At 58.4% G+C, this 19,689-nt stretch carries 14 protein-coding genes and 1 tRNA gene; 9 read left to right on the top strand and 6 right to left on the bottom strand.

The window, feature by feature from the left end:
• Positions 1-71 precede the first annotated feature (71 nt).
• Positions 72-1,517: a divergent polysaccharide deacetylase family protein gene (locus HGT1_RS07475; RefSeq protein ID WP_176249302.1), complete on the top strand. Its 1,446-nt coding sequence runs from the start codon at positions 72-74 to the stop codon at positions 1,515-1,517.
• Positions 1,518-1,519: 2 nt separating this feature from the next.
• On the opposite strand, the gene HGT1_RS07470 is transcribed toward HGT1_RS07475, so the two are convergent.
• The 6 genes from HGT1_RS07470 to fabI all read right to left on the bottom strand — a co-directional run bounded on the left by HGT1_RS07470 (position 1,520) and on the right by fabI (position 8,620).
• The gene (locus HGT1_RS07470) at positions 1,520-2,560 is read right to left on the bottom strand and encodes a succinylglutamate desuccinylase/aspartoacylase family protein (RefSeq protein WP_176249301.1); all 1,041 of its coding nucleotides are present in this window, start codon (positions 2,558-2,560) and stop codon (positions 1,520-1,522) included.
• A gap of 2 nt (positions 2,561-2,562) precedes the next feature.
• Positions 2,563-4,074: an anthranilate synthase component I gene (gene trpE / locus HGT1_RS07465; RefSeq protein ID WP_176249300.1), complete on the bottom strand. Its 1,512-nt coding sequence runs from the start codon at positions 4,072-4,074 to the stop codon at positions 2,563-2,565.
• A gap of 12 nt (positions 4,075-4,086) precedes the next feature.
• Positions 4,087-5,931, bottom strand: coding sequence for a peptidyl-prolyl cis-trans isomerase (locus tag HGT1_RS07460; RefSeq protein WP_176249299.1), 1,845 nt, complete (start codon positions 5,929-5,931; stop codon positions 4,087-4,089).
• A gap of 65 nt (positions 5,932-5,996) precedes the next feature.
• Complete coding sequence (locus HGT1_RS07455) at positions 5,997-7,124, bottom strand: aminotransferase (protein WP_373030022.1); 1,128 nt, start codon at positions 7,122-7,124, stop codon at positions 5,997-5,999.
• 172 nt (positions 7,125-7,296) lie between these two features.
• Positions 7,297-7,809: a xanthine phosphoribosyltransferase gene (gene gpt / locus HGT1_RS07450; RefSeq protein ID WP_176249297.1), complete on the bottom strand. Its 513-nt coding sequence runs from the start codon at positions 7,807-7,809 to the stop codon at positions 7,297-7,299.
• A gap of 4 nt (positions 7,810-7,813) precedes the next feature.
• A complete protein-coding gene (gene fabI / locus HGT1_RS07445; protein WP_176249296.1) occupies positions 7,814-8,620 on the bottom strand; it encodes an enoyl-ACP reductase FabI in 807 nt (268 codons plus the stop codon).
• Positions 8,621-8,820: 200 nt separating this feature from the next.
• Here fabI and pdxH point away from each other — a divergent pair, with 200 nt between their 5' ends.
• The 8 genes from pdxH (at position 8,821) to exbB (ending at position 19,687) form a co-directional block, all read left to right on the top strand.
• Complete coding sequence (pdxH, locus tag HGT1_RS07440) at positions 8,821-9,435, top strand: pyridoxamine 5'-phosphate oxidase (protein ID WP_255200131.1); 615 nt, start codon at positions 8,821-8,823, stop codon at positions 9,433-9,435.
• Positions 9,436-9,502: 67 nt separating this feature from the next.
• Positions 9,503-10,045: a cold-shock protein gene (locus HGT1_RS07435; RefSeq protein ID WP_176249294.1), complete on the top strand. Its 543-nt coding sequence runs from the start codon at positions 9,503-9,505 to the stop codon at positions 10,043-10,045.
• Entirely contained in the window at positions 10,006-10,512 is a 507-nt protein-coding gene (locus HGT1_RS07430) for a DUF192 domain-containing protein (RefSeq protein ID WP_176249293.1), read from the top strand. The genes HGT1_RS07435 and HGT1_RS07430 overlap by 40 nt, the downstream gene beginning before the upstream one ends.
• Before the next feature lie 65 nt (positions 10,513-10,577).
• A tRNA-Pro gene (locus HGT1_RS07425) sits at positions 10,578-10,654 on the top strand.
• A 633-nt stretch (positions 10,655-11,287) separates the two neighbouring features.
• The gene (locus HGT1_RS07420; RefSeq protein WP_176249292.1) at positions 11,288-14,938 is read left to right on the top strand and encodes a vitamin B12-dependent ribonucleotide reductase; all 3,651 of its coding nucleotides are present in this window, start codon (positions 11,288-11,290) and stop codon (positions 14,936-14,938) included.
• Between the two features lie 784 nt (positions 14,939-15,722).
• Positions 15,723-18,104, top strand: coding sequence for a TonB-dependent siderophore receptor (locus HGT1_RS07415; protein ID WP_255200130.1), 2,382 nt, complete (start codon positions 15,723-15,725; stop codon positions 18,102-18,104).
• Positions 18,105-18,163: 59 nt separating this feature from the next.
• Entirely contained in the window at positions 18,164-18,847 is a 684-nt protein-coding gene (locus HGT1_RS07410; protein ID WP_176249290.1) for a Fe2+-dependent dioxygenase, read from the top strand.
• A 3-nt stretch (positions 18,848-18,850) separates the two neighbouring features.
• Complete coding sequence (gene exbB, locus HGT1_RS07405) at positions 18,851-19,687, top strand: tonB-system energizer ExbB (RefSeq protein ID WP_176249289.1); 837 nt, start codon at positions 18,851-18,853, stop codon at positions 19,685-19,687.
• Positions 19,688-19,689: the final 2 nt, after the last annotated feature.

The following is a 19,689-nucleotide window of genomic DNA, read 5'->3' as shown; positions in this document are numbered from 1 at the left end:
AGACCTATCGTCAAGGGCACCAGGTCCGCAGAGCGGCCAATGCAGGAACAAAAAGCAGGAGTATTTCAATCATGGCACGCGGTTTTCTTGGAGGCATCATCATTGGTGGTGTGTTCAGCATTTTGGTGGCTGGTATCGTGTCTTTCATGGTGCCGATCAGCACGCCACCCAAAATTGCGGATACCGGACCGGCCAAGATCGATACGGGAGAGCCCGCAAGCGTTCCTGCAATCATCCCCGAGATGGATGAAACCCAACCCGTGACAGAGCCGGTTGCGGTGGTCGAAGCTCCGCTGCAAGACAGCGTTGAAGACGTCAAGATCGAGGCCATGATTGCCCCGCTTGCACAACCCGAGGCGATTCAGGATATCGAAGCGCCAGCGCAAATGACCGAAAGCACAGCACCCGATATTTCCGCGGATGAACCGGTGCTGCAAAACCCGCTGGCGCTTGCCCCGATGGAGCCGCCGGCCCCTGATACCGTCGACATCGTGACCCAGCCAGCCCCCCCCGTGTCAACGGCCCCGTCTGTACCGCCGGTCGAGAAAGTGGTTGTGGAGGAGGCCCCCGTCGCAGAGCCTGTCGAGGCACCGGTAGCAGAGCCCCCAGCCGAGGTTCCCGCGATCAAGACAGTCACTGTCGAGCCAAAAGAAACGCCGGTGCCAACCATCCAAACCCGCCGCGCCTTTGAAACAACAGGCACAGCGATACCGACAGGTGATACCCCGACTGCGGATGACGGCGGCGCACGCGTCACGATCAACCGCTTGCCAACGGCAAGCAGCGGCGGTCAGACCGATGCCGAAGCCGCGCCGTCCATCGGCGCGCGGGCAATTACGCGCTATTCACAACCCTTTGCAAATACTCAGGAAAAACCGTTGATGAGCATTTTGCTGATCGACCAAGGCAGTGATCTTGATGGCGGCGAAGTGGGCATTGCCGCCCTGCGCAGTTTTCCCTATCCGATCAGCTTTGCCGTGGACATGACCCTTGCCGACGCTGCCGAACGTATGGCGATTTACCGCAACGAAGGTTTTGAAGTGATGGCCATGGTTGACCTGCCGGAAGGTGCCATAGCCTCTGATGCAGAAACCACCTTGGCGGTCGCGTTCAGCCGGATGCCCGAAGTTGTGGGCGTGTTGGAAGGGACGGGGGCAGGCTTGCAGCCCAACCGCGACGTCGCGGATCAGGTCACCGCAATTCTTGCGCAAGGCGGCTATGGTTTGGTCAGTCAGGACAAGGGTTTGAACACCATGCCAAAGCTGGCGGTCAAGGAAGGCGTGCCCGCGGCCCCGATCTTCCGCGACTTTGACAGCAAAGACCAGACGCCCACCGTGATCCGCCGTTTTCTGGATCAGGCGGCGTTCAAAGCAGGGATCGAAGGATCGGTGATCATGCTGGGCCGGATGCGCCCCGAGACGATTTCGGCCTTGCTGGTCTGGGGTTTGCAGGACCGCGCGAGCCAGGTCGCGCTGGCCCCGATTTCAGCCGTGCTGTTGAATGCAAAAGGCGAATAACGCTAGATAATTTCGTCTTCGTCGAACAGTGGATCGCTTTCGAGCTGCGTGATCATGTCCTCGACCGTGTCGGCCACGGCGCGCGGCAGCAGCTTGGCCAGATGGAACACGGCATCGCCTTCGTTCACCACCGGCAGGATCGCACGGCCGATCAGGATACCGTCAGCAGGGGCGATAATATCTTCTTCGGTTTTGCCGAACGGGTCGGATACCGTGGCCAGCGCGTCGCCTTCCTTGACCGTTTCACCTTCGGCGCGGAAGGTGCGCAGCAGCCCGCCGACGGGGGCGCGCAACCAGGTTGAACTGGAACAGACATGGGACTGACGGCGCGAGGGCGCGATGCCTTTGGCGGGCAGCATGTCTTCGGCATGCATGACCCGCAAGATACCGGCAACGCCCGCCCGCACAGCCATTTCGTCAAAACGCAACCCTTCGCCCGCCTCGTACAGCAGCACGGGCGTGCCCTTGGCCGATGCAACGGCCCGCAATGATCCGTCGCGCAGCGGCGAGGTCAGAACGACCGGGGCGGCAAAGTTGATCGCCATGCGCCGCGTGACCGGATCGGAGGGCGAAATCCGCACCTGCGGCAGGTTGGTCCGGTGGATCGCGGCTGAGTGCAGGTCGATGCCGAAATCGCAGCGCAAAACCACATCATTGAGGAAAATATGCGCGAGCCGAGACCCCAAAGACCCCGAGGGATGCCCCGGAAAGCAGCGGTTCAGATCGCGGCGGTCGGGCAGGTAGCGTGAGCGGTTGATAAACCCGAAAGAGTTCACCACAGGCACCACCAGCAAGGTGCCGCGCAGGGATTTCAGCTGCGGGGTGCGCAGCAAGCGGCGCACGATCTCGACCCCGATCAGTTCATCGCCATGCACAGCGGCGCTGACGAACATCGTGGGGCCCTCGCGCTTGCCGTGGATCACTTCAAGCGACAGGCCCACAGGCGTGTGATCGGGCAAGATCGAAATCGGCAGGTCGAACTGTGCGCGGGTGCCGGGAGCCACCTTTTGACCCGCGATTTCAAAAGGCACCTGATTGGGCATATTTAGATGTTACCTCGTCCCGAGAACCGCGCCGCATCGGCAGCCGCACGGCGGATGGCGTCGGATTTATGCACGGTTTCCATATATTCCGCCTCGGCATCGCTGTCATAGACAACCCCGCCACCCGCTTGAATATACAGGGTTTTATCCTTGATCACGGCAGTACGCAGGGCGATGCACATGTCCATATCACCGCCCGCACTGAAATAGCCGACACCGCCGCCATAAAGCCCGCGTTTTTCCGGCTCCAGCTCGTCGATGATCTCCATCGCGCGGACCTTGGGGGCACCTGACACGGTGCCCGCAGGCATCCCGGCAAAGAACGCATCCAGCGCGTCCCGGTCGTCGCGCAATTCGCCCACCACGTTGGACACGATGTGCATCACGTGGCTATAGCGTTCGACGATAAATTCTTCGGTGGGGCGCACGGTGCCGATCTTGGCCACACGGCCCACATCGTTGCGGCCCAGATCCAGCAGCATCAAATGCTCGGCCAGTTCTTTTTGGTCGGCCAGCAGATCTGCCTCAAGGGCGCGGTCTTCCTCGGGGGTGGCCCCGCGACGGCGGGTGCCTGCAACGGGGCGAATGGTGATTTCCTTGCCAAAGACGCGGACAAGGATTTCAGGGCTGGCCCCCACAACATGGAAATCGCCAAAATTGAAGTAGAACATGAACGGCGACGGGTTGGTGCGGCGCAGGCTGCGGTACAACGAGAACGGCGGCTGCGAGAAACCCTGCGCCCAGCGTTGCGACGGCACCACCTGAAAGATATCGCCCGCAACGATATATTCGCGGGCCTTTTCGATCGCGGATTTATAGCCCTCGCGGGTGAAATTGCTGACGGGTGCGGATTCTTCATGCGCCTCGCCCAGATCGCGGCTGGTGCCGGGCATGGACCGTTCCAGATCGCGCACGGCATCCATCACACGTTCGCCTGCCTGCGCATAGGCGGCCTTGGCGGATTGGCCGTCGGACACCCAAGCGGGGGACACGATTGTCACCTCACCTTTGACACCGTCCAGCACCGCAATCACCGACGGGCGCAGCATCATCGCATCCGGGAGACCCAGCGTATCGGGGTTCACATTGGGCAGATGTTCAACCAGCCGGATCATGTCATAGCCCAGATAGCCGAACAGACCGGCGGCGGCTTGGGGCAGGTCGGCAGGCAGGTCGATCTTTGATTCAGCGATCAGCCCGCGCAGGGTATCCAGCGGGTTGCCGGCAACATCTTCAAACGCATCCGCATCATAGCGCGCGGCGCGGTTCACGGCCGATGTCGTGCCCTTGCAGCGCCAGATCAGATCAGGTTTCATCCCGATAATCGAATAGCGCCCGCGCACTTCGCCGCCCGTGACAGATTCCAGCACAAAAGCGTTCTGCGCATCCCCCGTCAGCTTGAGCATCAAGGACACAGGCGTATCAAGGTCAGCGGCCAGACGGGTATAGACGATCTGGTTTTTACCCGCCGCATATCCTGCGGCAAAGCTGTCGAAATCAGGGGTCAGGGACATGGGGGGCCTTCTTTAGGGGAAGTTCACATGGACGGCATTCACCGCCTGTTGATCGACCAGCGGAACCGCACGGCGCACCACATCGTCAGAATAGATCGCAAAGATATCCTGACTAAGCTGCTGGCTGAGCTGACCGGCCAATTGCGCCAGAAGTTGCTGGTTTTGCGCGCTTTCCTGCGCGTCTGTCACGCCATCAACCCGCAGGACAATGACAGTATCATCGCCTTGAACCACGCGGATATCACCGGGGGCGGCGTCGAATACGACCTTCAACATGTCGGACGGGGTGCCGTTGATCACCGCATCGCGGGTCAGGTCGGTCTGTGCTGTTGGGGTCAGCCCCAGGCTTTCGAAATCAGACCCGGCCTCAAGCGCGGTTTTAGCGGTTTCCGCCTGCGCGACAAGCGCCTGGCTGACCTGATCGGCTGTCCAGGCGGCCACAACATCAGCGCGCGCGTCGTCAAACGGATTGGCGCGTTCATCCAATGTGCCGTCCAGACGCATCGCATAAACGCTGCCGTCTTCCAACTGGTCGATCTTGGGGAAATCATCTGCGGTCAGACCCGCGGCGGCCTCGCGGAAACCGGCGTAACCGGCGATGTCTTCGTCACTGTCTTGGGTCCATTCGATCTTGCCAAGGGTCATCTTGGTTTCTTCGGCCAGTTGCTCAAGCGTGGCACCACCGGCAAGCTGATCGTCCAGATCGCGGGCGCGGACTTCGACCTGGCGGATCGCACGGTCGCCTGCAAGATCTTGCTGCAAGGCGGGGCGGGCTTCTTCGAAGGTGGTGTTCAGCGACGGCAAAACACCGTTGATGCGGAACAATGCAGGGCCCAGATTGGTGGGCAGCGGCCCCACGACATCCTCGACTTCGGCGGCAAAGACCGCATCACCAGCGGCCCCCAGATCCTGCTGGGCCACATCGCCCATATCCACATCCTCAAGGGCCAGACCCCGGTCCAGAACCAGTGCTTCAAAGGTTGTGCCATTGACTTCAAGCGCTGCTGCGGCCTGATCGGCGCTTGTCTCGTCGGCAAAAACCAAACGTTCCACCAGGCGGCGTTCGGGCTGGATATATTCGGCGGAACGCTCTTCATAGGCTTGCTGCAAATCAGCGTCGGATACTTCGACTTCGTCCAGCACGTCGCCGGGGGTCAGCAGAATATAGGTGATCGATTTGCTGGCAGGCAGCATAAACTGATCGGTGTTTTCATCATAATAGGTCTGCAATTGCGCATCCGTCGGGGCAGGAACGGGTGCGGCCAGATCGACCTCGTTCAGGGCCGCCCAGGTAAAGCTGCGTTTCGCGCCGACATAATCGACCAACGTCTTGGCAAAAGCATCGGGCATGGCAACGCCGCTGGTGATCGCGTCTTGCAACAAGGTGCGGCCCGCTTCTTCGCGCAACGACACTTCGAACTCGCTCTCGCTCAGCCCGGCCTGCTGAAGCGCAAAGCGGTACCCCTCGCGGTCAAAATCGCCGCTCACACCCTGAAACGCAGGGATTTCGACGATCCGCTGGCGCAGGTTCTCGTCGCCGATGGACAGGCCCATCTGCTCGGCTTCGTTATCCAGCGCGCGCAGGCGGACAAGGCGCTGCAAAACGGCGCGATCCAGACCGATGGCCTGAGCTTGCTGAAAGGGCAGCGTTTCGCCGGTCTGGCTTTCAATACTGCGGATCTGCTGTTGCAGCTCGCGGGCATAGTTATCGACCGAGATTTCCTTGTCCCCGACCTTGCCAACCGTGCGTATATTGCCCGACAGGTTGACCGCGCCAAAGCCGCCAAGGCCAAGGATCAGCAGGCCCATCAATACCCAGACTGCGGTTTTCGTGAGGCTATTGCCTTTGGCTTTCATGATCTTACCCTTTTAGCGCGTTTGAACCTATCTATGCGGTGCGCGGCAGGGGGGCAAGAGGTCCGTTAAAGCCGGGCCATCCTGTCAAACAGCACGGCAATTCCATCCGCATCCAGATTCGCAAAGGCGATCCGCACCTGACGCGCGCCACTGGGGTCATCCTGAGGGCAGAACATCGTGCCGGGCAGACACAGAATACTCTGCTCGCGCACCATCCGCTGGGCCAGCTGGTCCGATCTCTCTTCGAAAGGATGCGCAAGATAGGCGAAATACCCGCCAAGCCCCAACAGCGTCCAGCCTTTGGCGTCCAGCTTGGGCATGTTGTCGGTGATCGCCTTGCGCCGCGCGAGGATTTCATCGCGTTCACCCGCCAGCCATTGCGACAGATTTTGCATCCCCCACAAGGCTGCATGCTGGCCGATCTGGCCGGGACAGATGGCGACGGTGTCCAGAAATTTTTCAACCTCGGCCAGCCGTGCAGGGGATGCGATCATCGCGCCGACGCGGTGGCCGGTCAGGCGGTATGCCTTGGAAAAGGAATAAAGATGTATCAGCGTATCTTGCCAGTCCGGATCCTGGAACAGCGCATGAGGCGGGCCTGACCGGCTGTCAAAATCGCGGTAGGTTTCATCCACGATCAGGGCGATGCCATGGGCGCGCGCCAGATCAAAGAACGCCTGAACCAGTTCGGCAGGATATTCGACACCGCCGGGGTTGTTCGGCGTGACAATCGCAATTGCACGGGTCCGGTCCGTAATCAGCGCCGCCGCCTGTTTGGGGTCCGGCAAGAGGTCAGGCCCGGTCTTCAAAGCAACCGCAGTCGCCCCTGACATGTCCAGCCACATTTTATGGTTGAAATACCAAGGGGTTGGCAGGATTACTTCGTCCCCCTCGCTGCACAAGGTTGCGATGGCCGCGGCAAAAGCCTGATTGCATCCGGAGGTGATTGCAGTCTGCGCGGCGTCAATTCGACCCGCGTAATGCGCCGAACTCTGCAACGCCAGCTCGGCCCGCAACTCGGGCAACCCCAGCACAGGACCGTAAAGATGTGCGTCATCATTTGTCAAAGCGACCTGCGCCATTGCTTCGCGCATCGCTTGCGGGGGCGGATCGACAGGGGCGGCCTGGCTGACATTGATCAACGGGCGGTCTGCCGGGAATTCAACGCCTGCCAACCAGCGGCGGGCCTCCATCACGGGCGGGGCAAAGGTGGAAGCGGTGCGCGTCAACATCGGATGCATGTTCCTGTGGTCAAGGGCGGATGCCTTCGGCGAGGATATTTAGGAGCCAGAGAAGCGGGACGCAGTGCGCGTCTTCATTCCAAATGGTCTAAAATCCTCGCCGAAGGCATAGAATCTTTCTGGCTCAGTCCTTGCCGCGGTACGGCTCGACATATTGCAGGGCCATGTCCCATGGAAAGAATATCCATGTGTCCTGGCTGACCTCGGTGATGAAAGTATCAACCTGCGGGCGGCCCTTGGGTTTTGCATAGACTGTGGCCAGATGTGCATTTGGATAAAGTTTGCGCACGATTTCAAGGGTTTTACCGGAATCCACCAGATCGTCGATGATCAGGATACCGGTGCCGTCGCCCATCAGCTCGGCATCCGGTGCCTTGAGCACGACGGCTTCGGACTGGTCCTGATGGTCGTAGGATTTGATCGAGATCGTATCAACGGTGCGTATGTCGAGTTCGCGGGCTGCGATCATCGCGGGGGCCATGCCGCCGCGTGTGATCGCCACGACGGCGCGCCATGCGCCATCATCGGGGCCCAACCCGTCCAGACGCCAGGCCAATGCGCGGCTGTCGCGGTGGATCTGGTCCCAGCTGATGTGAAAGCCCTTTTCATGGGGCAGGCGCGAGGGGTCTTTGCTCATCCGTTTATTCCTTTGCCATATCGGGTGCATCGACGGCCTTCATGCCGACCACATGATATCCTGCATCCACATGGAGGTTTTCGCCCGTGGTCCCGGACCCCAGATCGCTGAGCAGGAACAAGGCGGATTTGCCGACGTCATCAATCGTGACATTGCGGCGCAGGGGCGAGTTGTATTCGTTCCATTTCATGATGTAGCGGAAATCGCCGATGCCCGAGGCCGCGAGTGTTTTGATAGGGCCCGCGCTGATGGCATTGACGCGGATGCCGTCCTTGCCAAGGTCTTCGGCCAGATATTTGACCGATGCTTCGAGGGCGGCCTTGGCCACGCCCATGACATTATAATGGGGCATGACTTTTTCAGCGCCATAATAGGTGAGGGTGACGGCGCTGCCGCCTTTGGTCATCATTTTTTCCGCGCGTTGCATCACGGCGGTAAAGGAGTAGACCGAGATGTCCATCGACATTGCGAAATTGCCGCGGCTGGTATCGACATAGCGGCCGCGCAATTCGTTCTTGTCGGAAAAGCCGATGGCATGGACGACAAAGTCGATGCTGTTCCAGCGTTCCTTGATGCCGTCGAACAGCGCGTCGATCGACTCTTCCGAGCCGACATCGCAGGGCAGCACCATATCGCTGCCCAATTGGGCGGCCAAAGGATCAACGCGTTTTTTCAGGGCGTCACCTTGATAGGAAAATGCCAGCTCGGCACCTGCATCTGCAAGGGCGCGCGCGATGCCCCAGGCAATCGACTTGTCATTCGCAAGACCCATGATGAGCCCACGTTTGCCTGCCATCAGGTCATTTGCCATTCTTTTTCCTTCGACTATCTTGTTATGTTGACACTGGTTTATGCGATTGATTGTTTTTCAGCAAGGCTGGGCAAACCGAGACATGCGAGAGCAACCAATACGCGCATTTCATTCTGAGTGCGCGACTTTTCGTTGTTTGGCCGTGTCAAATGTTATACGGGCTTGCTAAGATGCGCTTTGGGGCAGGGGGAGTAGGTTCAGTGGGAGATAGTGACGCGCGTAAAGGCAAGTTTGCGGGGGATAATCCGTTTGAAATTGCACAGCGCTGGTTGGCCGAGGCCACGCAGGCCGAGGTGAACGACCCAAATGCGATTGCTTTGTCGACGGTAGACGCCCAAGGCATGCCAAATGCACGGATGGTCCTGCTCAAGGACATCGAAGACGATGCTTTTGTTTTTTATACGAATTACACCAGCGCCAAGGCGCAAGAGCTTGATCACGCGGGCAAGGCCGCCTTTGTGATGCATTGGAAATCACTGCGCCGTCAGGTGCGGGCGCGGGGACTGATTACCAAGGAAAACGGGCCGAAAGCGGATGAATATTACAAGTCCCGCTCGCTCAAGAGCCGGTTGGGTGCATGGGCGTCGGACCAGTCCAGCCCGCTGAGCAGCCGCGCCGCGTTGATGGCCGAGGTTGCCAAGGTCACCCTGAGGCAGGGCACAGACCCTGACCGCCCGCCGTTCTGGGGGGGCTATCGTTTGGCACCGCTAGAGATCGAATTTTGGGCAGATGGCGAATTTCGGCTGCATGACCGGTTCGTGTGGCGTCGGGCGGATGTTTCATCAGACTGGACTGTAACAAGGTTAAACCCATAATATCATATGGAACAAAGCGCCGGATTATTATGAAGGCGAGCTACACTTAGAATACCAAAGGTTATTTGTGTCAGATTTAGAGCATACCCCAGATATTATTTCGGGAACCGTAAAATGGTTTGATCCTTCCAAGGGGTTCGGATTCGTCATTTCCGATCAGGGCGGGGCAGATATATTGCTGCATGTAAACGTTTTGCGCAATTACGGTCAAAGCTCGATCGCGGATGGTGCGCGGGTTGAATTGAGCGCACATGAAACAAGCCGCGGTGTCCAGGCGACGCAAATTCACGCAATACGCCCTCCGGAAACCAGCCAATCCGCTGCCTTGGACGAAATCGTCGGGGTTGATCCCGCGATTGTGGCTGCGGCACCGATTGAACCTGCGCGGGTAAAGTGGTTCGATAAATCCAAAGGGTTCGGCTTTGCCAATGTGTTTGGCAAAAGTGATGATATCTTTTTGCATATCGAAGTGTTGCGCCAGTCTGGTCTGTCCGATCTGCAACCGGGCGAGGCTTTGGCGTTGCGGGTGATCAATGGCGAGCGCGGCAAGATGGCCGCTGAGGTACGTGCATGGGAAACCGTTATTCTAAATTGCGAAAAAGCTATTTAGCACCGCTTTTTGCGGCGCTTTTTGCGCTGAACGCCTGCACAACGGGGCAGGCGGCGGCAGCGGGCTGTTCTGACACGTCTGTCGCGTTACGTGGCGAATGGGGGCAGGCCCGATTCTCGGTCGAGGTTGCCGATGACGCGGCCGAGCGTGCCCAGGGTTTGATGTTTCGAAAATCGATGCCCATGGGTGTGGGGATGTTGTTTGTCTATGACCGCCCGCAAGCGATGAACTTCTGGATGCGCAACACGCTGATTCCTTTGGATCTGTTGTTCATTGATTCCCGTGGTGTCGTGCAGCACATCCATGAAAATGCGGTGCCTTTGGATGAGACCGTAATCTCGGGTGGCGAGAACCTGTTGTCGGTGCTGGAAATAAATGGCGGGCTGGCACGGCGAATGGGCATTAAAACAGGCTCTGAACTGCGCCATCCGGCCTTTAGTGCGCACAACCCGGCATGGCCCTGCTAATTCGGTCGATTTCTGTGAAGTTAGGGCTTTTCAATCAGATCACCTTTGGCTAAGTAAGCCTCAGTCGGGGCGTGGCGCAGCCTGGTAGCGCACCTGTTTTGGGTACAGGGGGTCGGAAGTTCGAATCTTCTCGCCCCGACCACTTTAAGAACCACCACATATAGTGTTCCTGATCTGCTTTATGCAGATCAGAACGCTGTATTTGTGTTTCAGCACTGTCTACATCTTGTCGGGTTACCCAATAATCGGACTTCATCTTGTGTGGTGCAATTTTTTTTCTACTTCATGCTGATTTGCGAATTATCCCCAGAGGGCTGTGAAGCACTGTGTGGATATCTCAAGTGATGGATGAGGGGTTGCCGCTAAACCTTGGGGTTTATTGACTTATCCACACGCGGGCTCGAGGGGCGGCAAAACGGGCAGCTTGTGTATATCGTTGGGTTGAATCACCGCGGGTCCGGTCGCCTCAAGAAATGCCGGTTCGGTCAACCCTGAACTTCGCGAAATTCCAGAATATTTTCGTTGACCCGATAGGCCTCTATACGTCAGTTTGTGTAAATCGACGGTCACGCCACTACATCTAGTGGTAAACGCTAGGCGGCGGACCAATGAGGCAGGACAGGCAAACGCAGCTTCAACGCACGTTTGAACGCTTGGTGCGGGGCAGCTTGGTCACGCGCGGGTGCAGTCTCTTTCTCAAGTCGGTGCAGTTGGGGCGGTCTGCAATGTCAGGACCTGTCATTTGAAATTGAGCTGAGCACATGGGGCGACAGATATGAAGATCGAAAGAAAATTCACCACATCCGGGCAAGATGCATACGCAAAGCTGGATTTCGTGAGCACGGTTTCCGAAATTCGCAACCCGGACGGATCGGTTGTTTTTCACCTCGATAACGTCGAAGTCCCCTCGAGCTGGAGCCAGGTCGCCTCTGATGTGATCGCCCAGAAATATTTCCGCAAAGCCGGCGTGCCTTCTGCGACCAAAAAGGTCAAAGAAAAGGGCGTGCCAGAATTCCTGTGGCGCTCGGTTCCTGCCGATGACGCGACCATGGGCGGCGAGACGTCTTCAAAGCAGGTTTTCGACCGTCTGGCAGGCGCATGGGCCTATTGGGGTTGGAAGGGTGGCTATTTCACCACCGAAGAAGACGCCCAAGCCTATTACGACGAAATGCGCCACATTCTGGCGTCCCAGTCCGGTGCCCCGAACAGCCCGCAGTGGTTCAATACCGGTCTGCACTGGGCTTACGGCATCGATGGTCCGGCGCAGGGTCACTATTATGTGGACTACAAAACCGGCAAGCTGACCCGCTCGACATCCTCCTACGAGCACCCGCAGCCCCACGCCTGTTTCATTCAGTCTGTCGCGGATGATCTGGTCGGCGATGGCGGCATCATGGATCTGTGGGTCCGCGAGGCACGCCTGTTCAAATACGGGTCCGGCACAGGCACCAACTTCTCAAGCTTGCGCGGTGCAGGCGAGGGGCTGTCGGGCGGTGGCAAATCGTCTGGCCTGATGGGTTTCCTGAAAATCGGTGACCGCGCTGCCGGTGCGATCAAATCCGGTGGCACCACGCGCCGTGCTGCGAAAATGGTGATCGTCGATGCGGATCACCCCGATATCGAAGACTTCATCAACTGGAAGGTCATCGAAGAGCAAAAAGTGGCGTCCATCGTTGCCGGATCGAAGATGCACGAACGCGAGCTGAACAAGCTGTTCGCGGCGATCAAAGCATGGGACGGCATTCAGGCCGACGCCTATGACCCCGCCAAGAACGAGCAGTTGAAAGCCGCGATCAAGGACGCAAAGAAATGCGCGATCCCCGAGACATACGTCAAGCGCGTGCTGGATTATGCCAAGCAGGGCCACACCTCGATCGAATTCCCGACCTATGACACCGACTGGGATTCCGAAGCCTATTCGTCGGTTTCCGGCCAGAACTCCAACAACTCGATCCGCGTGACCAACGCCTTCCTGCATGCCGTTGAAAAAGACGCCGATTGGGAATTGCTGGACCGCACCACAGGCCGCGTGTCGAAAACCATCCGTGCCCGCGATTTGTGGGAACAGGTTGGCCACGCCGCATGGGCCTGTGCCGATCCGGGCATCCAGTACCACGACACCGTCAACGAATGGCACACATGCCCCGAAGACGGCGCGATCCGTGGGTCAAACCCTTGTTCCGAATACATGTTCCTTGACGACACGGCCTGTAACCTTGCGTCGATGAACCTTCTGACCTTCCTCAAGGACGGCGAATTCCAGGTCGAAGACTACATGCACGCCTCGCGTTTGTGGACTGTGACACTCGAAATCTCGGTGATGATGGCGCAGTTCCCCTCCAAGGAAATCGCGCAGCGGTCCTATGACTTCCGCACCTTGGGTCTGGGTTATGCGAACATCGGCGGCTTGCTGATGAACATGGGCTATTCCTATGACAGCGACGAAGGCCGCGCCTTGTGTGGTGCCCTGACCGCGATCATGACCGGCGTTTCCTATGCCACATCCGCCGAAATGGCGGGCGAATTGGGGGCCTTCCCGGGCTACAAGAAAAACGCGGCCCACATGCTGCGCGTCATCCGCAACCACCGCAACGCGTCGATGGGTAATGCCGATGGCTACGAAGCGCTGGCGGTCAAGCCGGTGCCTTTGGATCACGCAAACTGCCCGCAGCAAAACCTGCTGGCCATCGCGACATCCACATGGGACGAAGCGCTGCGCCTTGGTGAAAAGCACGGCTATCGCAACGCACAAGTGTCGGTGATTGCCCCCACAGGCACCATCGGTCTGGTGATGGATTGTGACACGACAGGGATCGAACCCGACTTTGCGCTGGTGAAGTTCAAGAAGCTTGCCGGTGGCGGGTATTTCAAGATCATCAACCAGTCGGTTCCGGCGGCCTTGGAAAAGCTGGGCTACGGTTCGGCCCAGATCGAAGAGATCGTCGCCTATGCCGTCGGTCACGGCAGCATCGGCAACGCACCGGGCATCAACCACACCACACTTGTGGGCCATGGCTTTGGCGCGAACGAACTGGCCAAGGTTGACGCGGCGCTGGCGCAGGCCTTTGATATCCGCTTTGTGTTCAACCAGTGGACCTTGGGCGAGGAATTCTGCACCCAAGTCCTTGGTATCCCGGCGGAAATGCTGAATGATCCAACATTCGACCTGCTGAAATCCCTTGGGTTCTCCAAGAAAGATGTGGATGCGGCCAACGACCATGTTTGCGGCACCATGACATTGGAAGGTGCACCGCACCTCAAGGAAGAGCACTACAATATCTTCGATTGCGCCAACCCCTGCGGTAAAAGAGGCAAGCGTTATCTGTCGGTTAACAGCCACATCTACATGATGGCAGCGGCACAGTCGTTCATCTCGGGTGCGATCTCCAAGACGATCAACATGCCGAATGACGCAACAATCGAAGACTGCCAAAAGGCCTATGAACTGTCCTGGTCGCTGGGTGTCAAAGCCAACGCCCTGTACCGTGACGGATCGAAACTGTCGCAGCCTTTGGCATCGGCGCTGGTCGAGGATGATGACGAAGCAGCAGAAACGCTGGAATCGGGCAGCATGCACGAAAAAGCCGTGGTTCTGGCCGAAAAGATCGTCGAAAAGGTCATCGTCAAAGAGATCATCAAATCGCACCGCGAAAAGATGCCTCAGCGTCGCAAGGGCTATACCCAAAAGGCCATCGTCGGCGGCCACAAGGTTTATCTGCGCACCGGCGAATATGGCGACGGCAAGCTGGGCGAAATCTTTATCGACATGCACAAGGAAGGTGCGGGTTTCCGCGCGATGATGAACAACTTTGCCATCGCCGTGTCGGTTGGTCTGCAATATGGCGTGCCGCTCGAGGAATTCGTCGATGCCTTCACCTTTACCAAGTTCGAACCCGCAGGCATGGTTCAGGGCAACGACAGCATCAAGAATGCAACGTCGATCCTTGACTATATCTTCCGCGAACTGGCTGTGTCCTATCTGGACCGCACCGATCTGGCGCATGTGAAACCCGAAGGCGCGTCCTTCGACACCATCGGACGCGGCGAAGAAGAAGGCGTGCGCAACGTGTCCGAGATTTCCGAGAGCGCCGCGACGCGGTCGTTGGAAGTGCTGAAACAGATCAGCTCCACCGGATATCTGCGCAACCGGATGCCGCAGGAACTGGTCTTGATGCAAGGCGGGCACGGCATGGCCGATCTTGCGGTGCTGGACGCCGGAACCACCGCGGTTGCGCAATCGGTGTCCACGTCGATGTCATCGACCACCGCAGTTTCCAGCGGTGCTGTCGGGATCGACGCGCGCACCAAGGCGAAAATGCAGGGCTATGAGGGTGAAGCCTGCGGCGAATGCGGCAATTACACGCTGGTCCGCAACGGCACCTGCATGAAGTGCAACACCTGCGGCGGGACATCCGGCTGTAGCTAAGAAATAGTGACGGTCGGGCGGTTGGTGCCGCTTGTCAGGGGCAAAACCAACCCCGACCGCCACGCCGAATTGAAATTGAATCCGGGGCGGGTGCGCTCGCCCCTGACGCTGACCAAGCCGCAGGCATAAGACAAAACGAGCGGTAAACTAATGAGCATGGTCATGTGAACCTTGGGGTGTCTTTGTGGCACCCCTTTTTCTGTGGCGCATCCAAGAGAGCCCCCGCAGGGCAGCTTTTGCGAAGGGCAGAACGGGGGCCTGCGCGGCTTGGGCAAGTTTGGATCGTGCCAGAGCAGGGACGGCTGGCATTGAATCGGGCCGTGATGGCGTGTTGCTTAACACGTCGGGGTATAGCATCTGATCCTAAATCCCAAATCCCATGGCCGATAAAAGCAATCAGGCCGATGCCAATCTGACAGGTGGCATGAAGCTTTGCATCAGGTGCAGGGGATAGGCACGCTGGACATCGGCCGAGAACTTTATCGGGTACCAAGCTTCCACTGGAATCTCCAACCTTTGATCTGCATTCTGCGGTCTGGGCGGGGTGAGTGCCCGTAAACCATCAAAAAATCAAAGAAAAAGCCTTTACTTACTAAAACAGTCGGATTAAGCGTTCCCGCCTAAAGCAAGCGAACCTCTCTATGAGCAGCCAGCGTAAAAGTTGAACATTCATAGCGAGGGACCAATGCGTCGAATTCCTGAAAATAGCGTTTGCTCGGGCAAACCCCAAAGAAACTCTGCCCTTATTGTCGGGGGCTTTGGGGCTTCCTTGGCAATGGCCTGTATGACGACAGGTGCGTCCGCGCAGGACACCGATCTGATCATTCTGCCCACGGTCGAGGTGGAAACCACCGAAGAAGCGCGCCCGGTACGCAAACCTGCAAAATCCAAGCCTGCACCGCGCCGCGCTGCGAAACCGCGCGTGGCGGCACCTGCGGTCTGCACGCCAGTATTGGCCGGAACGGCGGTATGCGCCCCGCAAGAAGCGGCAGAGCGCGAAGCACAGGAACTGGCAGCAGCCACAGCCCTTGCCGCGGCAAAAGCGGCGGCGGGTGGAAGTAGCTATGCAGATCCGAATTCCCCGTTCAAAGCCAATAGCCTTGCAAACAGCCGGATGCCCGGCCCGCTGAAAGACACCCCTCGGACTGTGACGGCCATCACCCAGGACGTTCTGGAAACCACCGGTACGACCAGCGTCCGAGAGATCGCCCGTTCGACGCCGGGGATATCGCTTGGGTTCGGCGAAGGCGGCAATTCTTTCGGGGACAACATTTATATCCGCGGGTTCAAGGCCAATAACGACGTCTATACCGATGGCGTTCGTAGCCCGGGCACCGGCGTCGCCGAGACATTCAACACCGAACAGGTCGAAGTCACCAAAGGGCCGGCGGGGACTGTCGGTGGGCGGGGGACCACAGGTGGTGCGCTCGATATCATTTCCAAAAGCTCTCAGGACATTGATTTCACACGCATCGTCACGACCGTCACCGACGCATCGACCGTGCGCCAAACCATCGACACCAACAAGGTGATCAATGACCGCGTTCAGCTGCGGTTCAACGGGCTGTTGCAAGACGGTGCCGTGGCGGGGCGTGATGTTGTGACCGACGACCGCGAAGGTGCTGCAATGGCGGTGCGTTTCAAGGCGACCGAGGCGCTGATACTGGAAGGGAACCTGAGCTACACCAAGATCGAGCAAACACCCGATTGGGGGGTGCCGTTTGTGAACAATGCCGATCTGGGTGTGGTGGGTCCGGTGACGGAATACGGGGTCGACCGTACCACATTCTATGGTGTTCCGGGGCGCGATTTCCAGACCGTCGAAGAAACGGTGGGTACGGCAAAGGCGCAATATTCCTTTGGCAACGGTTTGACGCTTACCAACACCTTGCGGCTGTCGAAATCCACGAATGATTATGTCCTGACCGCACCCAGCCGTTTGATCGACAACGATTCCGCCAATCCGGAGGACTGGCAGGTCGGGCTGAGCTTCAAAAGCTGGAATCAGGAAACCGATGTGATCGCCAATGTGCTTGAGCTGGCAGGCGAAAGGCATTTAGGCGGGGCAAATCACAAGTTTGTCTTTGGTCTGGCCGCATCGCGCGAAGAGATCGAAAAACGGAGCTATTCAAACCTGAGCAGTGAAGACTATCTGCCGCCCTCAGGTCAGAACGGCTGCACCGTCGACGCAATTAACCCTGACCCCATCGCAGAGGGCTGCTGGAGCGGCGAGCAACCGCAACTGGGCACGGATGTCACAGCGACCACGGTCAAAACCACCTCGCTTTATGCGCTCGACACGGTCGCCTTGTCGGACCGGCTGAAGGTAAACAGCGGCGTGCGGGTGGATATCTATGATATCGAACGGTCGGGCATCAGCGGCGGGACAGCTTATACCCTTGCCCGCGACGACGTCATGTTCAACTGGAACCTTGGCACGACATACGCCCTCAGCGACCGGCTGAATGTCTATGGGGCGGCGGCAACCTCGACCAATCCGGCCGGACAAGAGCTGGAAGCGGGCGGTGGTTTTTACGGCGGCCTTGATACCAACGGCTCGGGGTTGGCACCGGAAAAAAACACCTCGCTCGAACTGGGGGCCAAGTTCAGCTTCTCGCCTGATCTGTTGCTGACGGCGGCGCTTTATCAAACGACCAAGGACAATGCCCGCGAAGATATCGGACCGCGCGGGGCGACTGTAACCTCTGATACGTTGAAATACCGTATCCGCGGCCTCGAACTGGGGGTTGCTGGCAAAGTGAATGACCGGCTTAGCCTGTTTGGCGGTGCGAATTTCATGAACAGCAAAATTCTGGAGAGCGCAGACAGTGGCAATGTCGGTCTGTCGGTGGCGAATGTTGCCCATGAACAGATCAACATTCTTGCGACGTATCAGGTCACCGACAAGCTGATGCTGGGCGGGCGTGTCAACTATCAGGGCGCGATTGATCTGGGCAGCACGGCTGCAAATGGCCGGTCCCTGCCGGATGCCTGGACCTTCGATCTTTTGGGTGAATACGAAGTTGCCGATAATGCCACGCTCAAGATGGGCATCACCAATGTCGCAGACACGATCGTCTATGACGCTGCCTACCGTTCGGGAACACCCTTCACCTATGTCGCACCTGGCCGTGAAATTTCGGTCTCGTACGAAATGAAATTCTAATCCGAAAACCATCACTGCGGGCAGCTTTCGGGTTGCCCGCACCGACCAGAGGTTCTGCCATGCTAATCACGATCCCCTCCGTCCTGAGCAAAGATGAGGTCAATCAGGTGCGCGCGCATCTGGATGCCGCCGATTGGGAAGACGGATCAACCACCGCCGGCCCGCAATCCATCGAGGTGAAGCGGAACCAGCAGTTGCCAGCCGCATCGGATGCCGCCCAGACCCTGGGCAAGTTCATTCTGCAAAAACTGACGGCAGACCCGCTGTTTATTTCTGCCGCACTGCCGGCCCGCATTTTGCCGCCCATGTTCAACAAATACGAGCAGGCGGAAACCTTTGGGTCGCACATCGACAACGCGATCCGGGTCAACCCGCTGACCCAGGAACGTCTGCGCACCGATCTGTCGATGACCCTGTTTCTAAGCGCGCCCGAGGACTATGACGGCGGCGAGCTTGTGATCGAGGACCATTACGGCACGCAAACGGTGAAACTGCCCGCCGGGGATATGATCCTGTATCCGGCGACAAGCCTGCATGAGGTGACACCCGTTACCCGTGGCGCGCGGGTTTCGTCGTTTTTTTGGCTGCAAAGCATGATCAGGTCCGACGCGCATCGCCGGATCTTGTTCGATCTGGATCAATCCATTCAGTCGCTCAGCACAACAATCGGATCAAACGCCACCGAAACGGTCCGGCTGACCGGCATTTATCACAACCTTATTCGCACATGGGCAGAGACCTGAGACATGAAATATTCCCCGATTTCCGCCGTTATTTTCATTGGGATCGCCGCCGCTGGTCCGGCAGCCGCGTTTGATCTTGAAACCTTCACAACGATGCTTGAGAACGCGGGCCACAACGAGATGTCGCCCCTTGGCATGTTCATGGCGGCTGACTGGATGGTGAAAGGCGTCATGCTGTCGCTGCTTTTCGCCTCTGCCTTGGTTTGGGTGATCTTTGCGGCCAAAATCATGGTCCTGCGGTGGGAACGTGGCGTGCTGCGCCGCCGCTACCGTGACTTGGACCGGTCAGGAACGTTGCTTGCCGCGCAAGAAAAATTTGCGCGCAAACAGGGGGTTGTCGGGCAGATGGTGCGCGCCGCACAACGCGAGCGGGCCTGTTCGGGCGAGGGGGCCGCGATGAAAGCGGGCATCAAGGAAAGGGTCGGTTCCGAGATTTCGCGGATCGAGGCAGGAGCCGCACGACGCATGAGCCTTGGCGCGGGCGTTTTGGCGAACGTTGGGTCGACCGCGCCGTTTGTCGGATTGTTCGGCACGGTCTGGGGGATCATGAACAGCTTTATCTCCATTTCAGAAAGCAACACGACCAATCTGGCCATCGTCGCACCGGGTATCGCCGAGGCATTGCTGGCCACCGCCATCGGGCTTGTTGCCGCTATTCCCGCCGTGATTTTTTACAACATTCTGGCGCGTGGCATGGGGGGCTACAAGGTCATGCTGGCGGATGCCGGTGCGCTTGTTGAACGCACCCTGTCGCGCGATCTTGATCTGGCCACCAAGGACGAAAGCGCAAAGCCGCGTCAGCCCCGGCTGGCATCAGTTTCAGTACCAGCGGCGGAGTAATC

The organism is Sulfitobacter sp. HGT1, from assembly GCF_013282155.1.
Lineage (GTDB): Bacteria > Pseudomonadota > Alphaproteobacteria > Rhodobacterales > Rhodobacteraceae > Sulfitobacter.
This window is presented reverse-complemented; position numbering and strand designations above follow the sequence as displayed.